Origin of the sequence: Vibrio sp. 1F169, assembly GCF_041439605.1 — a bacterium.
Classification (GTDB): Bacteria; Pseudomonadota; Gammaproteobacteria; order Enterobacterales; family Vibrionaceae; genus Vibrio; species Vibrio tasmaniensis_A.
In genome coordinates, this window is record NZ_JBGOOI010000025.1 from 19,485 (window position 1) to 41,936 (window position 22,452).

Here is a 22,452-nt window from a genome sequence, read left to right on the forward strand (position 1 = left end):
TGCTGCACAACGAAACAAAAATAACTGACTAACTTTTGAACACATTCACGTTACTGATAGGTTAATCCTTATAGGGCAAATGCTCTATTAATGATAAAAATTAAAATAAGGATTATTTATGAGACCATCTTTTCCTATCAGTATGGTGCTTGCAACGACAGTGGTTGGCTTCCAGTCTTTTGCGCAAAATATTGAGACAACTGATTCATTAGGTATTGCAGAAAGTAGCGCTGCGCAAAAGCAATCTCTGGCGTTACAAATCAGCGAGCGTTATTCCGATCTTGAGCTTTCATTGAAGGCTCAGATCTCAGAAAAGAACTTATCCGCGCCTGTAGATAAATTGAGCTCTACTCAGCCCTACTCTGCATTTTCAAGCCGGATGCAGAAAGCGGATCTTGGTTATCGCAAGATGAAAGGGATCAACGACTTCAGCGACTCTGTGTTAGAGGTTCGCATGGCTGATGAAGCGATGATCGAAGCTTGGAAGAATGGTGAAAACCCGCTGTTTGCATTTGAACCATCAGGCGACGATTCGAATTGGCAATACATTGAAGCGTATGACGTGTACGGACAGGTTCATCAATTAGATGTGTACCAAATGCCAGACGTCCCAGTGTTTGTGGTTGATAGTAACGGTGCTGAAGAGCTCAAAGCAGGCCTAATGGCGATGCAGGCAGAGATGCAAAAGCTGGGTACTACAACGCAAATCAATGCCATTAGCGATACCAATGCCGACGAGAGTAAACCTCAAAAATCGTCTTTGATGAACAGGGCTCGTCGCTCGATGGCCTTGTCGGAACCTGAGCCGTTGAATACCACACAATTAACCAAAATCCGATTAGCCGTCGACCAAGAACCTTGGATCTCTGGTAAAGCGGAAATCTACGCTATCGTGACGGGTGTCGATTCAAGTCGTTTAGAGCCCCAAATCGACCTCGTTGAGATGCCTTATCTGGACTACGACAAACAGACGTACTACCCGAACCAGACCGTTATCTTCTGGCCTCGCTACCGCTGGGGCGCTGCTGATATGATCTTAATGGAGCACGATGATGGCACAGACTACAAAGCGCTAGCAAAACTCTTAGTTCAAGCCGCAGAAGAGATACTGAAGATGGTTCCTGATCCAGAAGTTCAAGGTTATGCGATCATCCCTCAGATCACAGGCAAGATTATCGATGTGATTCCTGATGGCGTATTAGTCAATGATGACGACTTCGTGGACGTGTACTACACCTTAATGCAGAACACACCTTATGTAGACCGTCCGGGCGCAGGCGGAAATGCTGTCGCATCGTTTGCACCAGTCACCATTTCACCAACAGAGTAAGTCGTTTCTTATTTAGTTAGGGCTTAATCGCTAGGCCCTAACTCTTCATTATCGAAGGTAAGTCAAACACAAGAGACCTACTCAGAACCTAATTACAGGGAGTAATCAAACACAATGATGTCTTCTAAAAGCGGACGAAACACATCTTTCAGCGCCTCATGCTCAGGGTGCGGAAGGTAATTCTGGCGGCCTTCTTCATCGGCGAACGTCATTAACACCGAGTGGGTATAACCTTGATTCTTGTTTTCAGGGCTGTCATTTAATCCCCATTCTACTGAAGTGACCCCTTCAACCTTGTTTGGCATCGCTTCAAACAGCATCTTTAGTTTTTGAACCTCTGAAGCTTCAGCGTTTTCTTTAAACTTAATCAGTAGAATATGACGAATCATTCCCGTTTCTTTTTGAGTCATTCCTTGTCCTTTTCGAATTGTTCGCTTGCTCGTTTGTCATGCTCAACCAGCACCGAGTCGCGTTCTTAAGTTAGAGGAGAACAAAATGCCACACGTTACACAACATGCCAAGGCTAGAACACTAGAGTTTATAAAATACCCCAAATCCTCAAACAAAAAATGCTGCACCCAAGGGCGCAGCATTTCTCATGACAATGGTAAGCACGTTTTAACGTTAATCACGACGACCTGTAAGCTGGATCGTTTGGTCTTGATCAACGCTCTTGTGGAATTTTATTCCGCCATTAGCGGCGTCATTTCTTCCTTCAAGCACTGGCTCAGATTCAACACGCTCAGCCTTTACTTGATTACCTTCGCTTCTCGTCATATCGAGAGTACTCGCATAAGTACCGTCAGCCGCGAAAGCCGTGTTCATAGATAAAGCCATCAATCCAAGTGCGATTAACTTGTTCATACATCACCTCGTTGTATTTCTAATTCTTTGTTCGTTTGGTATCTGTGTTTTTGTTGGAGTAACTTTAGCAATCGAACACGAACCATTCGAGGAAAAGCAAGATTTACCAAATGGAAAATCAAGGGATTAGCGAAGTTCTGACGCTGTGCTGTCTTATCCGCTTTGCACTGCCACTATGATATTAGAGTCACATAATTTCTGTACGCCAACCGCACAGAGATTGCTGCCTATAAAAGGAATCATTTGGAGAAAATGTGGACATCAATCTAGATATTCAAAATATCCTCGTCATCAAGCGTATGTATGAACTTCGCAATGTTGGACTGGTGGCGGAGTCGCTAGGAAAAACCTCTGGGGCGATCAGCAAGAACCTTTCGAAGTTAAAGTTGCAGCTCGACGATCCACTGTTCATTCAAACCAAAAACGGGTTTGAACCCACGACTTTTGTTGAAACCAACATCGAAAATTTTGAGCAGATACTCAGCAGTATCGAAGCGATAAAGCACCAAGTATTTTCGCCAGAAACTTACCAAGGCAATATCAAAATCTACGCAAATACCCTGTTCTGGGAGCGCTTTGGCTCGAAGCTCTACTTTGCTCTGAGTAAAGAAGCCCCGCATGCTCACTACTCATTCGTTCGGTGGGGAAGCAATGTGAGGAACAGGCTCATCGACGGCGAAGAATCCATAGCGGTTCATTACTTTGATGAAACCTTGCCACAGTCAATTTCTCAAATGGAATTCGGTAAAGGAAAAGTGGTGTTCTTCGTGAGAGAGGATCATCCAGCGAAAGACTTTGAGTCGCTCGCTAACTACCCAATCATTCTATTTAAAACCCCGGGATGGAATGACAATAAATACCCGATCCTTGATCGTCTTAGAAATATCGGATTTCACGTCAACCCAAGAGTGGAAGTCGACCACCCTGCGATGATTCACGATGTTGTGCTCAAATCCGACTATTTTGGTATCACCCTCAATGGCAGCGTACCAGAAGGCTGTCGTAGTATTGATTTGCCCGAAAAACTGACGATCGATGTGGGTTATGTGATGAGCTGCCGTCGTTCACAGAAAGATGCGCCTTTGAATCAATGGCTATTCCAAATGCTAAAGTCTACGCTGAAAAACAAACAAGCGTAGTTCAACATCTAAAGGCCTAAATGATTAACGGGTTAAGTACTTAAAAGCGTAAAAGCTTAAAGGCTTAGCTGCTTAACGACATAACTCCCCTATCATCCAAAAAAGAAAAAGCTCCCGAGGGAGCCTTTGATTAGGGTTTTAGTGACTATTCGCTTATGTTTTTATTTTAAAATGCTTCTTCGAGCGTTTGTTCGTTCTTTTTTTCTGTTTGTTTCTCGCTGGTCTCTACCTCTTTCAAGCGCGCAGTGAAGTGTCTTAACACCGGAGGCTCGTAGGTAAAGTCGAGCCCTTTCACTTTCCCAGCATTCTCTTTCACTTTTTCGAATGCTTCGATGATGAAGTCCATGTGCGTTTGTGTGTAGGTCGCGCGAGGAATGGTAAGGCGCAATAACTCAGCAGGACATGGGTGTTGTTCACCAGTTGCTGGGTCGCGACCTTGCAGCAATGAGCCAATCTCAACCGCTCTGATACCCGCGACTTTATAGAGTTCACACGCCAAAGCATGTGCTGGGAACTGACCTGCAGGAATATGAGGAAGCAGTTTACCCGCATCCACAAACGCAGCATGACCGCCTGCTTGCTGGCACACGATGCCCATCGCTTCTAAGCCATCAACTAAGTATTGAACCTGGCCAATGCGGTACTCTAACCAATCTTGGCGCATGCCGTCATAAAGGCCAACCGCAAGACGCTCCATTGCGCCACCTTCTAAGCCGCCATAGGTTGGAAAGCCCTCTTGCACCACACACAAAGTTCGACACTCTGTGTACACATCCATGAAAGAGTCGTCTTTAAAGCACAACAAGCCGCCCATTTGTACCATGGCATCTTTCTTAGCAGACATGGCTAAGCCATCCGCGTATTTGTAGGATTCACGCGTGATCTGTTCTATTGTCCAATCCTGATAACCCGATTCACGTTGTTGAATGAAATAGGCATTTTCAGCGTAACGTGCCGAGTCCATGATCACGGGAATATCGTATTTCTGTGCGATTTCATAAACGGCTTTTAGATTGGCGATAGACACTGGCTGCCCACCAGCAGAGTTACAAGTAATGGTGCTCACAATATAAGGAACATTGGCTGCGCCCGCTTCTAAAATCGCTTCTTCCAGCTTCACCACATCGAAGTTGCCTTTGAAGTCCGCATTCACAGAGGTATCGAACGCTTCTTTGGTATAAACGTTCTTTGCCACACAGCAATTCACTTGGGTGTGACCTTGTGTTGTATCGAAGAAGTAGTTAGACAGGGCGACCATTTTGCTTCGATCGAGACCTTTCTCCATTTCACGCTTCTTGATAAGAACAGGAATGTAGATCTGCTCTGCACCGCGTCCTTGGTGTGTTGGAATAGTCAGCTCATAGCCAAAGATATCTTTCACCGCATTCGACAATGCATAGTAACTGCGGCTACCACTGTAAGCTTCATCCCCCATTAACATCGCGGCTTGCATACGCTGAGTAATAGAACCGGTACCACTGTCTGTCAGTAAGTCGATAAACACATCATCACTATCCAGTAAGAATGGGTTCATGCCCGCTTCAACAATGGCTTGCTCACGATATGCAGAGGTTGTTCTTTTTACTGGTTCTACAACACGAATACGAAACGGTTCTGGTAGATGTTTGAAGTTTTCCATAATAGTACCTTTCTATACATTCCGATCAGGTCGAAATCTATTTTCTTTAGATGTCACGAATCCTCACCATTAATTTAATAGATCCGAATAAAGATAGACGGAAATTAACAATGAAAATAAACAAGTTAAATAATGAGTTATTAATCGAACCTAAACAGAGGCTGAGATAATTAGCGAGAACGACAAAACAACGAATATTCTTCACGAAATAATAAGTGCGACATTCATGCGTTCAAAGGTTATCAAAGCTGCTGATAGGTAAACAAAGCACGCTGCTTTGCTGGCGCGTGACGCCTAGAGGGTACTACTCTGAAGAAAGGCGGAACGAGAGCTGGTGATCTAAGGTATACCAAGCTAACAAGGTTAGCCATGTTGTTGATTGCCATTTCAGATACATGTTCACAATATATCCCTACGTTGAAATCAAGATGATCCGAAATTTAAATATAGTGTAATTGTTTTATAAATACAGCTTAGAAAAGTATAAATGTGATCAACATTTAGAATGATGATTAAATACGATAGCATGTTATATAAACTGTGAATCACAGCCGTTTATATACTATTAAACTAGTTCAGCGAGTTACTTAATAATAACGGACATTTTTAAATTCAATGCTTATCCGATATAGGATGAAGGTGGCTGTTTTCTAAAAAGCTATCTTCTAGGAATCTAGTGAGCTAAAAAGATAAGCTCTGATGAGGCTCAAACCTCACCAGAACCGTATTCGCAGTGAATAACTTACTTCTTCTTCACGACTTGCTTGATGGCCATTTCAGCCAGTTTTGGCGTCGCTGCTTTCAATGCACTGGGGGCAACCTTCTTACCCGCCTTGACCGCTTTATTCAGTTGGCCTTTAACCGACGTCCCTCTTTTCATGGCTTCTAAACGTTGGCGATTTCTCTGAACGTTATTTGCGTCAGCGATACGCTCGATCAACGTCTGCCTTAAAGTATCTAAACCAAATTCCGCCTTTTCTGGCGCAATCGCCAGCGGTAACACGATATCGGTTTGCAGCAATATATGATTGTATTCGAGCGCTTGAGCAATGATCTTTGCTTTGGTCGATGTTGGATTCTCTAAGTCATACGGTGGTTGCCAATCGTCTACAGGCTTTAATCTGTCTACCTGATTCACAACCGACACCACAATCGGCTTCTTGCGTGAGATGTTCTTAGGATCGTCATAGAAAGCATCAAATCTATCTTTCAATTGCTTATCCAAATCACGTGCAGATTGATTGGCTTTAAGCACCCATAGCACCACATCGGCTTGGGTCATCTCTTTCAACATTAAGGCTTCGCTTTTAGGATTGCCATCAAGCCCCTGAAGATCAACCACGCGAACATCATTGTCGTCGACAAACGCGTTGTATACGGTTGAAGTGTCGGTTGATGGTAGAACATCGACCTCGGCAACCAGCTCTTGCTTAAGGGCATTAATCAGTGAAGATTTACCAGAGCTCGTTTGCCCCACCAGCACGATTCGCACGGGCTCTAACTCTGGAGCAAAGCGTTGTTCGTCGAGCTCAGACACATCGGACGCTTTCAATGCTTCATCTTCAATGCTGAAACGTCCGCTATAGAGGTCAATCGCCACCGCCGCAACTTCATCTAATAAGGCTTGTTTAGCGGCGTATTGCATGTCATCAACCACACCTCTTGTCATTGAAGATGTCGCTTGCTCTCTCCCTAAATCAGAAACAACTTTTAACGGGTTCAAATAGAGGTTTTTGAGGTGATTCCCCCAAATAGCGGCCTTAACGATCTTCTGCCCTAGCTCGCCATATTTATCATAGGCTTCGTAGCCCGCCTTAATGTAAGAAACCTTGAGATACTCAATGCCCGGTATATGCTCTCGCACTACCAGTTTGTAGCGTCGGCTGACCTCTTCGAACAGCTTTAGTCCTTCAGGAATCGAGAAATCGAGCGATTTCTTATCAAACTTTTTCGCCACAAACTCAAGTACTTCTAAACCGATTTGGTCTAGGTTGCCCCACTCTATGTCGACCAGTAATTGTTGGCGTACATGGTGTTTTGAATCATTCCAGATCGACAGTTCTTTTTGAGACCAATCAGTCGAAGCCCTAACCAATGCATCCTTGATATCAGCTTTGCTATGCTGTGATTCAGCTTCAGCAGTATCCTCGTCAAGGCCGTCGCTCTCTTTATTTGAGAAGGGCTCCGTACTTGAAGAGCGGCTTGAAGAATCGCGTGAAGAACGACTAGAAATGAACAAGGGAATGGTGAATACCAAGGTACTCACGGCAATGGCAATCGACATTTCGAGTAGGTAACCGTATTTGATCGCCAAGAACACACCAAAGCCCATCATGATAATGCTTGGGAAGATCGCCGAAATCAGGGCAATGCCCCAACGGCCGCTCGATAGCACCGCCAGTAATCGAAATAGGTTTCTAATTTTCTTCATAGCCCGACGCCGCCTTTCCTTTTTTCAGGGATTCTTTGTAGATCTTCTGCATCTCTTGTTCAGACACTTCTTCACCTTTGTTCTTATGATAGAAGTAAAAACAAGCCGCGCGACCTAAGCCATAAGAGGTGCCGAAACTCATTGCCGCTGCAGCCACCGCCCCTACCGTTTGACCATAAACTGGAATCAGCTTTATCAACTGTCGAGTGCCCAGCTTCATTCCGTATTGCAAAGCAAAGCTGCTTCCCAGAGTGCCTATCAATTCACTGAAGACTCTCTTGTTCCACTCGACCCCATATTGATTCGCCAAGCTATGTAGCATTTTCGCTTGAATCGCAGGTACCGACACCAAACCAACACCCGGAATCAGGTCGCTCGCTGCCGCACTTCCCGCATACCAAAGCACTTCGTTTTCTACTTGATCAAAGTTGGCTTCTTCCTGTGTGGAGTGCTCTTTGTCTTGCACCATCATTCCAATAACAGGAAGAATACTGGTCAGCTTTTCTAACAAGATGTCATAGTTGTAAATTGAACCACTGTTATTGCTCGAGTCATCCGTTTCGAAATCGACCGCGACGGATTCAAACTCTTTACCCCAAGCCTTCTCTACTTGGTTGGTGTTGAACTGAACCTGCCTTGCTCGATCTGTTTCACCGGAAGACAACACTGCAGTATGAACAAGCAGCAAGTGTTTAATTTTCTTCTGTTTCTTAATCTGCTTTAGAGCCGCAAGCACTGAGGATTGTTCAGGTTCGTCGGCTTTCATTACAACGACTAATGCATTACCTGCCTGACCAATCTCTTCCAGATCCTCTTTCGCATCATAATTCGCTTCGCTTAGTCCTCTGGTATCGAGAAAGCGCATCACGGGTTTGTCTTGTGGGAATTCGTAAGACATCGCCGTCATGGTACAAGGTGCAAAACCATTGCCCACTTCAACAGAAGAGTCGCCAGTCACCGCCTGAATAAACGATGACTTGCCCGCCCCCGTTTTTCCCAACAGCCACAATGTTGGCAGATGCTGACGCTGGTATTCATGGGCCTGAGTAAGATCTGGGTTCTTGCTCGGATTAATGAAGTCTTTTATTTGATCAAACATGTTCAGAGTAACGCTCACTTGATGTTGAGATTCGAGTTGATGACAAAGCAATACTGACTTATATAATCACAAATCATATTAAACTTATGTTTGTTCAGTCGCACAGGTTTACAATACCTAAACGCTTGTTTTTATTTGCGCGCTCATTTTTATAGACGCTTTTTTATACGTGCGGGTATCATCGTATTGATTCACACATCGAACAAACATCAACAAACACAGAGAAGTAAAAGGTAAGTATGGAACAAATTTATTTAGCTGGCGGTTGCTTATGGGGCGTACAGGAATTTATTAAGTACGTTCCTGGTGTTATCAGCACAGAAGCAGGCCGTGCCAATGGAAGCACCCACCAGCTAACAGAAAACGGGTCGACGCAGCAAAGCGATTACGATGGCTATGCAGAGTGCGTACAAATTGAATTTGATCCAAGCGTTACGTCTGTAATGATTTTGATGAAACACTTGTTTGAGATTATCGACCCTTACAGCGTGAATAAACAAGGTGTCGATGTCGGAGAAAAATACCGCACAGGCGTTTACAGTACTAACGCAGAACACTTAACCGAAGCTAAGCACTATATTGCCTCTCGTGACGACGCCGACCGTATCGCACTCGAGATATTACCGTTAACTCACTATGTCGCGAGTGATGACATCCACCAGCATCACTTAAGTCACTTCCCTGAAGATCACCACTTGTGCCATATCCCTTGGGATCTGCTGCATAAGTACAAATCCTAGACTTAAACGTTACGCCTTGAGCCTTGAGCCTTGAGCCTTGAGCCTAGAGCCTAGAAACAGAACACTAAAAAGCCCCAATAAGCATTTACCTATTGGGGCTTTTTAAATTATTTCAGTATGAGCTAAAGCCAGAAAGCTTATTGAGTGATTTTCAAAAGCTCTCCGTACATATCACATTAAGCTTTGGCAGTTCAAACGAACGGCTACCGCAATCGGTAGCCGCTGTAAAAAGTTATAGTTTTTGATTTAAAAGGAATTAGCCTTCGGCTGGCGTCACTTCGTCTTGTTGCTCGACTTTGTCATCGACCGCTTTAACAAGTAACAGGCCGACAGAGAACACAATCAAACCACACAGAACGAATACCATGCGTCCCCACATTGGGTTTGGCAGTACAAACATAGTCATTACGCCCACACCCGCTACCGCGATAAGTGAACCCAACATACGACGTTGCTTGTTATCCAGTTTCTTCTGTTCATTGCTCTCAGCAACTAACGGTGTCGCTAGGTTATTGAAGAACTTGTCGACGTCTTTCTCACGGTGTTCCGGTAATGGCTTGTAGAACAGTGTTGAAAGAACGAAGAAGCCAGCAGTAAATACGATGTGACCGATAAGGCCGATAGCCACTTTCAGGTCAGCCCACTCACGGCCAGTTAGTTCGTTTAGACCGAACCAGTTTTGAATCATGTCCGCTGTGATAACGAAACCAACGAAGTAAGAAACCACACCACCGACTACTAGCGTACCCCAACCTGCCCAATCCGGTGTTTTACGGATGAAGAAGCCACAGAATGCTGGAATTGTCATAGGGAAGCCGATCAATGCGCCCACGTACATCATGGTGTCGAAAAGGCTCAGACCTTTAAGAGAGTTGATGAACAGAGCAACCAAGATGATCGCGATACCGAAGAAAGTAGACGTTAGCTTAGAAACAACCATTAGCTCTTTCTCTGTCGCTTTAGGACGAAGAATCGGCTCGTAGAAGTTCTTAACAAAAATACCTGAGTTACGGTTTAGACCAGAGTCCATTGAAGACATAGTCGCAGCAAACATCGCGGCAATCAGAAGGCCAACCATACCAACCGGCATGTACTCTTGAACAAAGTAAAGGTAAGCGAAGTCAGCGGCTTTGCTGCCAGCTTCTGGGTAAGCAGCGGCTAAATCAACACCTTGACCTGCCATGAACCATGAAGGCATGAACCAAATGATTGGACCAAGCGTCATTAGTACACAAGCAAGCAGTGCTGCTTTACGTGCGTTGTTTGAGTCTTTCGCTGCAAGGTAACGGTAAGAGTTCAGCATGTTATTGGTGATACTGAACTGCTTCAAGAAGATGAACACCGCCCAAATGCTGAAAATGCTTAGGTAGTTAAGGTTATCACCCGTGATAAATGAATCGGTTGGGAAATCATTGATGATTTGCGTGACACCGCCACCGTGGTAGACCGCTACTACAGCACACGTTACGGTCACTGCCATAATGATAACCATCTGCATAAAGTCAGATGCGATTACCGCCCAAGAGCCGCCCGTTACTGACATCACCAATACAACCAGACCCGTTAGGACAATCGTCGTTGTCATGTCAAAGCCGAAGATACCCGATGCGATGATCGCAAGGCCGTTCAACCAGATACCAGCAGAGATAACGCTGTTTGGCATGCCAGACCAAGTAAATACTTGCTCATTCACCTTACCAAAACGCATACGAATCGCTTCAATTACCGTCACAACGCGCAGTTGGCGGAACTTCGGAGCGAAGTAAAGGTAGTTCATTAGGTAACCGAATGCGTTCGCGATGAAGATAATCGCTACGGCAAAACCATCGGTAAAAGCTTTACCTGCTGCACCAGTAAATGTCCAAGCACTGAACTGGGTCATAAATGCGGTTGCACCTACCATCCACCACAGCATATTACCTCCCCCACGGAAGTAATCACTTGTCGTACTTGTAAACGTTCGGAACATCCACCCTATCGCAATTAAGAATAGGAAGTAGATGCCAACTATCAGGGTATTGAGTTCCATCTTGAGACCTTTTTATTTATGTTTTTTTGTTAAGGTCACTATAGATAGATGGCAACTATATTTGTACTACAATAATTTAAATGCGTGACAGTGATCTTACAGTCCAGCACTCAAATAATCATACAAGTGATCGAGTTCAAATTTGCAACAACAGTCAACACGATGCATCAAACTTACACATCCCAAACGTTAATTTTCAGTTCAAACATCAAAGACAAGAACCATAAAACACTAAGATACTGATAGGTAAGAAAATAAATACAAAGGACAAATAACTAACATAGAAGCTAACGTCATATACGAGCCATCTACAAGGTAAATGGATAGAGAAACTCCACTTACCAACAAAGTGAAAATGTTTATTTTGTATGATTACTATAAGCTACAACTAAATAAAAAACCGAACCGTTCCGAAGTTCCGCAACTTGGCACCTCAATAATGAAAACTTGAAAACCACTAATATAAGCTGACAGTCTTTCACGGAAGTGAAATGCTTTTAACACACCGATTACACTTTCCCCGTCCATTAAAAAGGTGTCATTATGAAGAAATATGTCCCAATCTTAATTGCTCTTAGTACGATGTCTTCTATGAGCTATGCAGCCACCAGCAATGATGATGTTGTTGTTGACTATTTGCAGATGCGAAAAGGCGTGGCTTACCAAGTCAACCATTCAAAGCCATTTACTGGCCAATTTGAAGAGAAGTTCGATAACGGCCAAATCGCGACCAAAGCCCAATTTTCCGATGGTCTAGAACTTGGGTTAGAAACAAATTGGTATCAGAATGGCCAAGTCGCTTCTAAAGTGAATTACGTTAAAGGTAAACTGCAAGGCAAGGCTGAAACCTGGTATCCCAACGGTCAGAAAAAAGCTGAGCTCAGCTATAAAGACAATGAGCTGTCGGGTGCTGGCTCTCGTTGGTATCCGAATGGCGAACAAAGCCTAACAGCCGAATTCAGTCACGGGAAAACAAATGGATTAGTAACGAACTACTACCCTAATGGCAATAAGGCTAGCCAAGCGAAATTTGATGAAGGCGAAGTAGCAAACGGGAAACTCACTCGCTGGAATACTAACGGTGACAAGGTTGAAGAACTGACCTTTAAAGACCACAAAATCACGTCTAAACAAGTTTGGATGCTGACAGAAAGCTAGTCCTGTTTAAGTTTGTGCTAAGGGCTAGTTTACTGAGACTGTCCTAAATCCTGAATAATTGGCCCATAGCACTGCTCTTCCTGAGCGCATATTACTAGAACGGACTGCATTGTCATGAGGCTACTTTTCAGAGGTAATCTCAGCGTGAATAACGTTGATCTTATCTATCAACCTCACCGACCTATCAACCCCACCTCTTCGTACCTGATACATTGAAAAGTGCAACTGCAGTAGTGGGTCAAACGGATTCACTTGAACGTGCGGTGAGCAACCGAAAAGCTTAATCGTTAATCGTCTTGATAGATGCCCCAGATAACCCTCAACTCAAATTTCAGACAAAAAAACGCTCATGTTGCCTGTATCAACATGAGCGCAAGGGCAGATCTTCACTACCATGTCCTACCTTTCTAAACGAAAGCAGAAGTTATAATTAGAATAGTTGGGAGCAATAATTAAGGTATTACCTAAAACACCTTAATTATTTTTTTTAACATAGACTGAAGACTGACAGCCTTCTCCACCTCTAGCTTACTGTCCCCAAAACAGATAAAGCCCACATGTTTCAATTCATTCAAAAATTCACATCGTCGATGGTTCATCCGACAGCATTAGACAACCTGCCCTCATACCAATCTCAAATTCAAGATCAGCTTTGTCGCTCAGCCATCATAGTGATCTTATTCACCCACCACCCGAACGCCAAAGAATAATAATGTATTACAAATAAAATCTACAGTGAAACATTACTATTTTTGCTATAGCGCACATTACAGAAAGAAGCTCTAACAAATAAATTAATATTTATTCTTTTAAAACAATGGATTACTTAATCCTATCAATTTGTAACGATCTGTGTAAATGAGATTTATGATAACAACAAGATCTAATTCACAGATCGACCTTCACATTATCTATAGCATATTTGTATTATTTTAATGCAAGCAGAACTCAGCGAATTCAACAGATTCAAAAAGACTGTTGCATTAATCAAACGAATTACCCTATTTGGCTCTAACTTGAGGCCAATACTCAACCTATAAATATGGAATTAATACCATGAATAAAACTAAAATCGTGATTGCTGTGGCATCTGTACTCGCTGCTGGCTCTGTATCTGCGGCGTCTTTCGATATGAGACACGAATACAAGAGTCATACAGATCAACACGCTACTCGTGTAAAACTGGGCGATAGCATTGGCAACTTCCTTGTAGATATCGAAGCGAAATTCAAGGGAGAAGACGGCGAGTTTATGGAAGATTTGAAGAATAATGGTTGGGAACTTGGTCTTAATTATCGCCATGTGCTTAACGATAACTGGACGATGACTTACGGTATGCCAATAGAAGGTCGCGAGTCTGGTGTCACATACAAACCTCAAGTTCGCGCGACATACAGTGTCGACAGCATTGACGGTTTAAGCCTAAGTGCACGTTACCGTTACGATATGAGACAGAACACAAAATCAATTGCAACTGACTCAGACGGCAAGCCAATCTTAGATAACGGCTACTTAACTTATCAAAACGATGAAAACCAACGTCGCCATCGCTTAACAGCAAACATCAACTACTCAATGGAGAACTGGCGTTTCGGTTTTGAAGGTAACTACTACAAAGCAGATGATTACAACATCTACGACAACGATGATACAAACTACGAGTTAAATGCAAGTATTCGCCACATTATGGGTCAATGGGCACCATATGTAGAGTTTGGTGATGTGAGTACTTCATCGACTAAAGCGACTCGTGAACTGCGTAGCCGTGTTGGTCTAACTTACAGCTTCTAATCGATAGCTATATAAATAATCTAAGATAATTACTGTCCTAATTTTCTAAGACCTAAACAAAAGCCAGCTTAATCGCTGGCTTTTCTTCTTTCAAATCAGGTTATTCAACAATGATTCACTTACAGGAAGGTACAACCCTAACGGCTGATCCGATATAAAAAGGAAAGTGTCACTTCATCATTAGGCACGACTCGCTTCTGCTGAGCCAAAAACAATTCCGCTGTCGAAACGGCATCGGCTAATGCATTGTGGCTGTTGTACTCAGGAAGCCCGTACCTTTCGCGAGTCCCTGCCAAGGTTAAATCGACTTCTTCATGATTGCTGATCGCTTTCTCCATGCTTTTCTCAATACACAAGGTATCAAGCCAAAGCAGAGGAATCGCTCTTAAACCGTAGCATCGAAGAAGGTATTGGCCAATGAACTTCTCTTCGACAACACAAGCGTGCGCGACGATGATCTTACCTTTTGCGGCTTCGAAAAACGTCAGCATAGCATCATGAATTGAAGCGCCCTCTTCCAGCATTTGTGGTGTGATGTGGTTGATAACTGCAGTTTCAGCATTGATCTGCGAATCGTTATCCAGATAAATATGCTTGGCGGACGCTAAGTCTATTCGCCCCTTGACCACATCGACCCAACCCATAGATAGAATAAGGTCTTGCTCGCTGTCTAAGCCTGTAGTTTCAAGATCTAAAACGATATATTCGCTATCTTTGGCCAAGTCCGTCATCTCTGGGCAAGGTTGATCCACAAGAGCATGTAACGCCTCTGGCAGCTTAACCGTATTCAAATATTGCTTTCGTGTGCGCTTAATTTTCTCAAGAGGATGAAAGTAATTTAAAAACGATTTCATTAGCGTGCTCCGAAACGGATTTTCGCGGCTTCTTGAAGGTCAGCAATGATCCTAAAGGCATCTTTCAAGTGTTTACGCTCAAAGCTACCAAAGCTATCTGGGTTGATGTTGTTGTCAGGCACATCCCCGTTCTTCAGCGCTTCAAGTTGATGACCAAATCGGAAAGAGAGAATGAACTGGTAAGAGCCCAGAATGTTCTTGAATGCGTCGTCGCTCAGCATGCCTTTTTCATTGGCAGCTGCGAAACGTTCATCGGTTGCTGACAAATCACATTCCACCGCTAATCCGTAAATACGCGCAAGATCAATAATCAAGTTAATGGCGTACTTCTTCACATTGAGTGTTTTCTTGTTCTCACCCGATTTCTCTAGAACCAAACTATTGAAAATACCCAATGGCGGGTTGGTGTTTACCGCATCTTTCACTAGTGTGCTTAAAAACTCACGGTTACTGCGAATGTTAGAATGCAACTCATCACGAAGAATGCCTTCGAACTCACTGTTGCCATAGATGGTTCGAATTTCTAGGAACACACTGATGTTGAGTAAGCGTTCGTACTCAGGGTTAGCCACCCACTTCTTGTAGTAGTGCTTCCAAACGCTGAGTGGCTTACACCATTTTGGTGTCGCAGCCATGAATTTACCCGGACACAATGGATAATCACAACTCGCTAATCCGTTAGTCACCATCATCGCTAAATGTTTGAAGTAAATACGGTCACTGTCTGTCGCATCGTCAGAGAGTACAATCGCACTATCTTGATCCGACAGCATATGAACTTCATTACGAGCGTGCGAGCCCGCAACAATCCAAGAAAAATCACAAGGTGGTGGGCCTAACTTATCAATCGCGATCTGAATCAATCGGCGGGTGTAGGCATCCATGATCATGGTCATTACCTTACCGACGGTTTCCGGTGCAACCTTGCCTTCCACCAGCGCTTCAAAAATAGCTTGTCGCTCTGGGGTAAACGAAGACATGGTTTTCACACTGCCCGCGTATTTGATTTTCTCGATTAAGAAGATCGCTTGGACACGGTGGTTTTGAACTAAGTGAGACGTGGTGAGGAGACCAACGACCTTATTCTCTTTCACAACGGGCAAGTTACGGATATTGAATTGCATCATGATAGACGCCGCATGCAGCACTAAATCATCCGGTTTAACCGTCAGTGGAGAATGCGTCATCACCTCAGAGATCAGGTTATCAGTACTTACACCATGAGCGATGACTCGCTTAGTCATGTCACGGTCGGTAATCAAACCAACAATGGTTTCACCCTCATAGATCACGGCACATGGCGAGCGTTGATGAAGCATTTCAACCGCGACCGACTGAATAGTTTGTTCAGACTTAACGATAGCCACCTGCCCGCTTGCCACTTCTTCAACCTTACGAATGAACAAGCCTTTTTCTTTATTTGACCACACAACATCAAGTGCCGACTTCAACCGAACCTGCGCCTGTGATGCAAAGTGTTCTGCGCAGCTTGGGAATGCCTTGAACAACGCTTGAAGCGCCGAATGTGGAATCACATAAAGTAAGCTATTTTCGATTGCGATCGCTCTGTAGCCTTTCTCGTCATTAACTTCAGAATCTAAGAACGTAAAGCCGAACAAGTCTTCACTGCCTAAACGAGCACGAAGTACACCGTCTGACTTTCTTTGTTCCATAGAGCCGGTTCGGATGATGTAGAGCGACTTTTCTTTACCCGACTCACACAGATCAACCACATCCCCTTTGCCGAGATAAGTGATCTGAACATTAGAGGCAAGTTCGCGAAGTGCTTGTTTAGGGATCTTATCGAATGGGTCGATTTGACCTATGAATTGAAGAATATTTGGCAGTAGAGACTGGGGCATAACCATACTCGCATTTGTTTGATTAGTATTATTATATAATTAATATATCGAGTTGCGAGTTGATTTTTAGGTTGAATAGCAGAATTGATCAAGTTTTAGAGATTAGAATAAGAAGTGCAATGTCAGAAACATAAAAATACAGATACAAAAAAGCACGCTAAATGCGTGCTTTAAAATTTGTAAGGGCACATCAAGTGCTTTCAGTTAGCTTGTTACAGGCAATCGGTGGTTTGATTCTTGCAAATGACTTGCCGAAACTTGGCGTGCTTTATCACTATTGCCTGCCATAATGGCTTCGTATATTGCGCGATGTTCGTTAATGCATGTGCTGCCTTCTTCTGAAGAGTGCACAATAAAGTTAACAAACATCGTCGTCAATATGTTGCCAAACGGTAAGTAGAAATCATTACCCGTTGCATTGAAGATAAGGCTATGAAACTTCATATCAATATCTAACCAGCGAGCTTGATCAAGCGTTTCTTCGCTAGAAATTTCTACCATTTTTTGGAAAATTTCTGATAATTCAATACGTTGCTCTGCAGTTGCAAACTTAGCTGCCAATGCACACGCTTCAGGTTCAATCGCACGACGTAAACCTAAAAACTGATGACAAAACTGATCGGTATCAGCTAGTCCATCCATCCATTCGATAAGCTGAGGATCTAAAAAGTTCCAGTATGCACGATCAACAACGCGAGTGCCGATTTTAGGGCGTGACTCTAAAAGGCCTTTTGAAGTTAGAAGTTTCACCGCCTCTCGCAACGCCGTGCGGCTAATACCAAACTGCTCACACAGAGCCATCTCACCAGGGATAATCGAACCCTGAGGTAAATTACCCGACAAAATACCACGAGCGATTTCACGTGCCACCTGCACATGAAGGCTTCGCTTAGAGCCTGAAATAGATTTGAAAGTTTCTGCCATGAGTCTACTTACTTATTAGATATGTATTATTTAACTCGTACTATAGCACTGAAAGTATAATGCACCAAATGAGGGGGATAATAACGTGAGCTCCCTTATACTCTATGGTTCTATCAAAATCCCACAAACTTTTCGAAGCTTATCACTACCAGTCGTACCTTCTTATTTATACATACAAATAGTTCCTATTTACGCAATTTTGGCATGCGTAACATCACAAAAATCACCTTAACTTGTGAGTTCCCCTTCACTGCGACGCATTTCTATCGTTGTACACTTGATTGAACTAGGTGTTATTGTATGATTTATTAAAAATAGTAGGTGACTGTAGATGTTTGACTCGATAGCCGCTACAAGCATTATCCCTCAAGCTTAAAGTCGCGCTAACTTAAATCTATCCGCTGTTTTTATACTTAATACGTCAGCCTGAGGTGGTTTATATGGCTATATTTTCATTGGTGGCAGATTCAAGCCGCCGAATTCATGTTCAAGTGGCTCGACAGATTGCGCGTAAAATTCTGTCGGGAGAGCTCAAAGAAAAAGAGAAATTACCCAGTGAAATGGAGTTGTGTGAAGTCTTTGGCGTCAGTCGAACTGCACTTCGCGAATCGACAAAGCTACTTTCAGCCAAAGGGCTTATCGAATCAAAACCTAAAGTGGGGACTCATATCAGGCCACGTACTCAATGGCACTTTTTAGACCCTCAACTCCTAGATTGGATTCAAGATCTGGAAGACACCAAACCCTTCTTATCTCAATTTTTAGGCTTAAGAAAAGCGATTGACCCAGAAGCGTGTGCGCTTGCGGCATCCAACGCTACGGTAGAGCAACGTAAAGAGCTTTCGATTCTTTTCCAAAAGATGACCATCGCAGCAAATGGCTTTGATTATGAAGAGTGGACAACCAACGATCATCTGTTTCACCAAACGATTTTCTTGTCGACGGGTAACCAGTTTTACATTCCGTTCGCGAACATTCTGTCGACGATTTTCAAACAGTTTATCGACCACTCTGCCGAAGGCGGTCGCTTCTGTTTAGAAGAGCATAAAGCGATATATGATGCGATTATGTCAGGCAATGCGAATCAGGCTCGAATAGCCTCTCAAGCTTTACTTGATGATGAAAATCAAAAGCTGTCTAGGGTTGAATTAGCCATCGCATAACCAAGATTGACCAGACTGACTCGTGTATCCCAATATACGAGTCAGTCAGTTTTAGCGCCCATTTTTAACCATCCATTACCGTAGTGTTTCATCTTTAAATGTTGAACTCGGGTCCTCTCAGAGAAAACTTACGGTTACACACATAAGGTATTGTTTGTGTCTACACAATCGTATGTAAGGAAAAATTTCTCTCTCGCCTGGCCCCTAGCCCTAAACGGTATATTGATGCAGTCGATGTTGATGATCGATACGCTGCTGGTCTCTCCTCTTGGTGAAATACCTTTGGCTGCCATGGGAATTGCGACGACTATGGTTGCCTTTGTACTCGGTATTCAAATGGCGCTGGCAAACGGCACTCAACTAGTATTAAGCCGCGCCGTAGGTTCTGGCATCACCGCTTCATTATCCAAAGCGTTTTGGGCAGGTCTGTTCATTAACTTAGGTATCGCGACAATATTTTGGTTTCTACTTACCTTTTTGGAACAGCCTTTAATTCAAGCCTTAACCGACGATAAAGCCCTTTACTTAGAAATCAGCCACTACCTTGATATCTCAAAGTATCTCGTCATTTTCACAGCATTAACGCAAGTAATTATCGCCCTATTTAATGCATTAGGAAGAACCAAGATACCGTTTAAAGGGTATTTGATTGAATTGCCGGTCAACGCTGTACTTTCTTATGGGCTCATTCACGGCTTTTCAAATTTCGAAGGTATTGGTGTTCAAGGCGCCGCGCTAGGCAGTGTTATTGCTATCACTCTTCGCCTTGTGTATCTGGTTCTTTGCGTGTATTTGAGCTCAGCAATTTCACTCAAATTAGACGCCCAACAATCAGAGTTCATGACAAACGTCCGCCGTCACTTTATCGAGATATTCCCTGTCGCAGCAAATGTAACCATGCTATTGATTGGCGCAACGATTTATCAATTACTGTATTCGCAACTTAACATCAACGCTTACGTAGCGATTACTTTGGTGATGCCTTGGATCAGGGCAGTCTCTCAATTTATTACCGCTTGGGCTCACTCTTCCGCAATTACTATCAGCCAAGCGATTGGCTCTAAAAAGATGGATGACCTAGTCAAAAACGTCGATACCAGCATTGATATTGCGGTAGTCATTTCTTTTGTGTGTGCAATCTTGTTCGCAGGCTTAAGTATGGTGATTGGTGACATTTACCCGAACTTGGACGAGTCTACATATCAAGCGTTGGCCGTTATCGCCCCACTCTACATCTTTTTACCGATTGTTCGTGGCTACAACACAGTCCATGGAAATGTATTGAGAGCACTAGGAAAAACAACCGCAGTCTTCAAAATCAACTTTACTGGTCAATGGGTAATTTCAATTCCATTGTGTGCATTGATCATCTTTGGATTAGACGGCTCTATCTTTTGGGCATTTGCCATTCAGCCCTTTGAAGAGTTAGTAAAAGCGCTGCCCTTCAGACATCTTGCTCGCAAGTCATTGATAGAGTTCGACTCAAACAAAGCCAACGAATTGATGTATGACTGATCGCCACCAAAAAGTAACAAAGTTACTGTCCCGAGAAAATGTCTGAACTGCTTGTGTAGTCTCAGGCTTATCTCATTTAGATCGATATAGCTCAAACGAAGAGCCTAGACATTTCGCTACGCCATAAAGAATAAGGCTGCATTAAGTCCTAGTAAACAATAATGGTAACCTTGCTAGTCACCGTATATTCCTCATTATCAAATGGCGTTGAGTGGGTTATCGTTCGGGTTATTGCCCTCTTTGAGCAATACCTGACAATACGTGTGTCTATATACTAGTTATTGGGCAAAAATCGCCTTGTAATTTCATAATCTCATATCACCAGTTGATCCTTATGTTCATGTTCAACACATTAGCGAATCAGATACCCAACTCTACAAACCCGTTTTCATTCTTCCCACTCTTCATTAAGTACACTTCCTTAAAAGATATCGTTCCAAGAATGTCTAAAAACAAGCATAAAAAAACCCACTCAAATGAGCAGGTTCTTTATCCAACCGTGTCTAAACGACGTGATTACTTCTCTAGTTTAGCGAAGTAGTCGAAGATTACTGGTACGTCGTTTTGACCAAGGCCAGCATCTACAGCAGCTTGTAGGCTTGTTGCGGTACCTTGAGCGATTAGAGACTCAGTACCTAGCTCTTCGCAAAGAGCAAGGAAGTAACCAAGATCTTTGTTTGCGTTAGCAACAGAGAAACCTAGCTTCTCTTCGCCGTCTACCGCGTAGAATTTACAGAATTGCATGAACGGAGAGTTAGATGGACCTGCAGACATAATGTCAAACAATTGCTGACCATCAACACCAGCGCGTTGAGCGACAGCGAAAGCTTGAGACATAGTCGCAACCGTTGTCATACCCATGAAGTTGTTTACAAGCTTAGTCACGTGACCAGCACCTAGAGCGCCAAGGTGGAATACGTTTTCGCCTTGCTCTTCAAGAACAGGTTTAACTTTGTTGAAAGTTTCCATGTCGCCAGCAGCCATGATGTTCAGAAGACCATCTTTAGCATGGGCTGGAGTACGACCTAGAGGTGCGTCGATCATACCCGCGCCTTTTTCAGCAAGAGCTGCGCCGATTTGCTTAGTAGAAGCAGGGATAGACGTGCCGAAGTCTACGAGTACTGCACCTTCTTTGATGCCCGCTAGAACACCGTCTTCGCCGTAAACGATTTTTTCAACAACAGCAGAGGTGGTAAGGCAAAACTGAACAATATCACTTGCAGCTGCAAGCTCTTTAGCGGAAGTGAAAGCTGTAGCATTGCCACGAGCAGTAACACGAGCCATCGCTTCTTCGCTTAGATCCATTACGTTTACGTGGTAACCGCGTGTTTGCAGGTTTTCAACCATGTTGCCGCCCATAAGACCTAGGCCAATGAAACCGATTACAGGTTTAGTCATGTTCAACTCCAAATATGTTATTGTATGATTATATGCTCATTATAATAACTAGCCGAATCCGCTAAGGCAACCGTTTTAGGACTTTCGTGCGTGATCCAGCGCATGAATTTCGAATGCGGATACTGACATCACTTATCGAATTGGCCTCATATAAACCCAAAGAATAGGTCTTGTGATTAATAAGTGACAAATCAGATAGCAACTCAGTCTTTCGTCCTTCATATCCGACAATATCTAACCGGATACGAATCAGTAAATCACTTACAGATAAAGCTTGATAGGTTTAATTAGTGTACATTCCTATCGTTCTGACCAAAGAAAAATGAGTCAGGCACACTCTTAAAGTTCCCCCCAATAAATCAAAGCGTCTGACACCTTTCCCTGCCCCCTAAAGGTACTAGAGTAGCTCACAACAAGAACTTGCCGAGTCAAGAATAATGCGGAAAAAACACTGTCATTTTTCAACAACCTTATCCAGTAAGTAATAAATTTCGAACAATATAACACCACCAATTG

At 43.4% G+C, this 22,452-nt stretch carries 17 protein-coding genes; 7 read left to right on the forward strand and 10 right to left on the reverse strand.

Translation table 11 applies throughout. The features are described from left to right. Positions 1–118: 118 nt before the first annotated feature. Positions 119–1,330, forward strand: a complete 1,212-nt coding sequence (locus ACED53_RS11740) for a DUF3103 domain-containing protein (protein ID WP_017101686.1) — start codon at positions 119–121, stop codon at positions 1,328–1,330. 92 nt (positions 1,331–1,422) lie between these two features. Here ACED53_RS11740 and ACED53_RS11745 read toward each other — a convergent pair whose 3' ends face one another. Together ACED53_RS11745 and ACED53_RS11750 are read right to left on the reverse strand one after the other, a co-directional pair. Further along, positions 1,423–1,740, reverse strand: a complete 318-nt coding sequence (locus ACED53_RS11745; protein WP_102579953.1) for a Dabb family protein — start codon at positions 1,738–1,740, stop codon at positions 1,423–1,425. Positions 1,741–1,954: 214 nt separating this feature from the next. Next, a complete protein-coding gene (locus tag ACED53_RS11750; protein WP_017101685.1) occupies positions 1,955–2,194 on the reverse strand; it encodes a hypothetical protein in 240 nt (79 codons plus the stop codon). 254 nt (positions 2,195–2,448) lie between these two features. Here ACED53_RS11750 and ACED53_RS11755 point away from each other — a divergent pair, with 254 nt between their 5' ends. Continuing rightward, entirely contained in the window at positions 2,449–3,333 is an 885-nt protein-coding gene (locus tag ACED53_RS11755) for a LysR family transcriptional regulator (RefSeq protein WP_017101684.1), read from the forward strand. Positions 3,334–3,499: 166 nt separating this feature from the next. Here the strand turns inward: ACED53_RS11755 and tnaA are convergent, their stop codons facing one another. From tnaA to ACED53_RS11770, 3 genes are all read right to left on the reverse strand, one after another. Then, the gene (gene tnaA, locus ACED53_RS11760; RefSeq protein WP_017101683.1) at positions 3,500–4,972 is read right to left on the reverse strand and encodes a tryptophanase; all 1,473 of its coding nucleotides are present in this window, start codon (positions 4,970–4,972) and stop codon (positions 3,500–3,502) included. A gap of 742 nt (positions 4,973–5,714) precedes the next feature. Beyond that, positions 5,715–7,403, reverse strand: a complete 1,689-nt coding sequence (locus ACED53_RS11765; RefSeq protein WP_017101682.1) for a GTPase family protein — start codon at positions 7,401–7,403, stop codon at positions 5,715–5,717. Then, the gene (locus ACED53_RS11770) at positions 7,390–8,502 is read right to left on the reverse strand and encodes a YcjF family protein (RefSeq protein WP_029225580.1); all 1,113 of its coding nucleotides are present in this window, start codon (positions 8,500–8,502) and stop codon (positions 7,390–7,392) included. Before ACED53_RS11770 ends, ACED53_RS11765 begins: the two co-directional genes overlap by 14 nt. Before the next feature lie 239 nt (positions 8,503–8,741). On the opposite strand from ACED53_RS11770, the gene ACED53_RS11775 reads away from it, so the two are divergent. Further along, complete coding sequence (locus ACED53_RS11775; protein ID WP_029225579.1) at positions 8,742–9,242, forward strand: peptide-methionine (S)-S-oxide reductase; 501 nt, start codon at positions 8,742–8,744, stop codon at positions 9,240–9,242. 256 nt (positions 9,243–9,498) lie between these two features. Here the strand turns inward: ACED53_RS11775 and ACED53_RS11780 are convergent, their stop codons facing one another. After that, a complete protein-coding gene (locus ACED53_RS11780) occupies positions 9,499–11,271 on the reverse strand; it encodes a transporter (RefSeq protein ID WP_017092962.1) in 1,773 nt (590 codons plus the stop codon). Between the two features lie 543 nt (positions 11,272–11,814). On the opposite strand from ACED53_RS11780, the gene ACED53_RS11785 reads away from it, so the two are divergent. Continuing rightward, positions 11,815–12,429: a toxin-antitoxin system YwqK family antitoxin gene (locus tag ACED53_RS11785; protein WP_017099066.1), complete on the forward strand. Its 615-nt coding sequence runs from the start codon at positions 11,815–11,817 to the stop codon at positions 12,427–12,429. Between the two features lie 1,056 nt (positions 12,430–13,485). Then, positions 13,486–14,220, forward strand: coding sequence for an oligogalacturonate-specific porin KdgM family protein (locus ACED53_RS11790; RefSeq protein ID WP_009846528.1), 735 nt, complete (start codon positions 13,486–13,488; stop codon positions 14,218–14,220). Between the two features lie 137 nt (positions 14,221–14,357). On the opposite strand, the gene ACED53_RS11795 is transcribed toward ACED53_RS11790, so the two are convergent. The 3 genes from ACED53_RS11795 to ACED53_RS11805 all read right to left on the reverse strand — a co-directional run bounded on the left by ACED53_RS11795 (position 14,358) and on the right by ACED53_RS11805 (position 17,860). Then, complete coding sequence (locus tag ACED53_RS11795) at positions 14,358–15,074, reverse strand: 3'-5' exonuclease (protein WP_017101681.1); 717 nt, start codon at positions 15,072–15,074, stop codon at positions 14,358–14,360. Beyond that, positions 15,074–16,936 carry a DUF294 nucleotidyltransferase-like domain-containing protein gene (locus tag ACED53_RS11800; protein WP_017101680.1) on the reverse strand — a complete coding sequence of 621 codons (1,863 nt, stop codon included), beginning with the start codon at positions 16,934–16,936 and terminating at the stop codon, positions 15,074–15,076. Before ACED53_RS11800 ends, ACED53_RS11795 begins: the two co-directional genes overlap by 1 nt. A gap of 204 nt (positions 16,937–17,140) precedes the next feature. After that, complete coding sequence (locus ACED53_RS11805; RefSeq protein WP_009846525.1) at positions 17,141–17,860, reverse strand: FadR/GntR family transcriptional regulator; 720 nt, start codon at positions 17,858–17,860, stop codon at positions 17,141–17,143. A 440-nt stretch (positions 17,861–18,300) separates the two neighbouring features. On the opposite strand from ACED53_RS11805, the gene ACED53_RS11810 reads away from it, so the two are divergent. After that, on the forward strand, positions 18,301–19,023 hold the full coding sequence (locus tag ACED53_RS11810; protein WP_029222931.1) for a FadR/GntR family transcriptional regulator: 723 nt from the start codon (positions 18,301–18,303) through the stop codon (positions 19,021–19,023). Positions 19,024–19,248: 225 nt separating this feature from the next. Continuing rightward, a complete protein-coding gene (locus ACED53_RS11815) occupies positions 19,249–20,538 on the forward strand; it encodes an MATE family efflux transporter (RefSeq protein WP_029225578.1) in 1,290 nt (429 codons plus the stop codon). Between the two features lie 516 nt (positions 20,539–21,054). On the opposite strand, the gene ACED53_RS11820 is transcribed toward ACED53_RS11815, so the two are convergent. Further along, entirely contained in the window at positions 21,055–21,936 is an 882-nt protein-coding gene (locus ACED53_RS11820) for an NAD(P)-dependent oxidoreductase (RefSeq protein ID WP_012603741.1), read from the reverse strand. Positions 21,937–22,452: the final 516 nt, after the last annotated feature.

Excerpts from the sequence above, each read along its gene's own strand:
- ACED53_RS11780 (WP_017092962.1), bottom strand. The coding sequence starts at position 11,271 with ATGGAACTCAATACCCTGATAGTTGGCATCTACTTCCTATTCTTAATT.
- ACED53_RS11795 (WP_017101681.1), bottom strand. The coding sequence starts at position 15,074 with ATGAAATCGTTTTTAAATTACTTTCATCCTCTTGAGAAAATTAAGCGC.
- ACED53_RS11785 (WP_017099066.1), top strand. The coding sequence starts at position 11,815 with ATGAAGAAATATGTCCCAATCTTAATTGCTCTTAGTACGATGTCTTCT.
- ACED53_RS11820 (WP_012603741.1), bottom strand. The coding sequence starts at position 21,936 with ATGACTAAACCTGTAATCGGTTTCATTGGCCTAGGTCTTATGGGCGGC.
- ACED53_RS11775 (WP_029225579.1), top strand. The coding sequence starts at position 8,742 with ATGGAACAAATTTATTTAGCTGGCGGTTGCTTATGGGGCGTACAGGAA.
- ACED53_RS11805 (WP_009846525.1), bottom strand. The coding sequence starts at position 17,860 with ATGGCAGAAACTTTCAAATCTATTTCAGGCTCTAAGCGAAGCCTTCAT.
- ACED53_RS11765 (WP_017101682.1), bottom strand. The coding sequence starts at position 7,403 with ATGAAGAAAATTAGAAACCTATTTCGATTACTGGCGGTGCTATCGAGC.
- ACED53_RS11815 (WP_029225578.1), top strand. The coding sequence starts at position 19,249 with ATGCAGTCGATGTTGATGATCGATACGCTGCTGGTCTCTCCTCTTGGT.
- ACED53_RS11740 (WP_017101686.1), top strand. The coding sequence starts at position 119 with ATGAGACCATCTTTTCCTATCAGTATGGTGCTTGCAACGACAGTGGTT.
- ACED53_RS11770 (WP_029225580.1), bottom strand. The coding sequence starts at position 8,502 with ATGTTTGATCAAATAAAAGACTTCATTAATCCGAGCAAGAACCCAGAT.
- ACED53_RS11790 (WP_009846528.1), top strand. The coding sequence starts at position 13,486 with ATGAATAAAACTAAAATCGTGATTGCTGTGGCATCTGTACTCGCTGCT.
- ACED53_RS11810 (WP_029222931.1), top strand. The coding sequence starts at position 18,301 with ATGGCTATATTTTCATTGGTGGCAGATTCAAGCCGCCGAATTCATGTT.
- ACED53_RS11745 (WP_102579953.1), bottom strand. The coding sequence starts at position 1,740 with ATGACTCAAAAAGAAACGGGAATGATTCGTCATATTCTACTGATTAAG.
- ACED53_RS11750 (WP_017101685.1), bottom strand. The coding sequence starts at position 2,194 with ATGAACAAGTTAATCGCACTTGGATTGATGGCTTTATCTATGAACACG.
- ACED53_RS11800 (WP_017101680.1), bottom strand. The coding sequence starts at position 16,936 with ATGCCCCAGTCTCTACTGCCAAATATTCTTCAATTCATAGGTCAAATC.
- tnaA (WP_017101683.1), bottom strand. The coding sequence starts at position 4,972 with ATGGAAAACTTCAAACATCTACCAGAACCGTTTCGTATTCGTGTTGTA.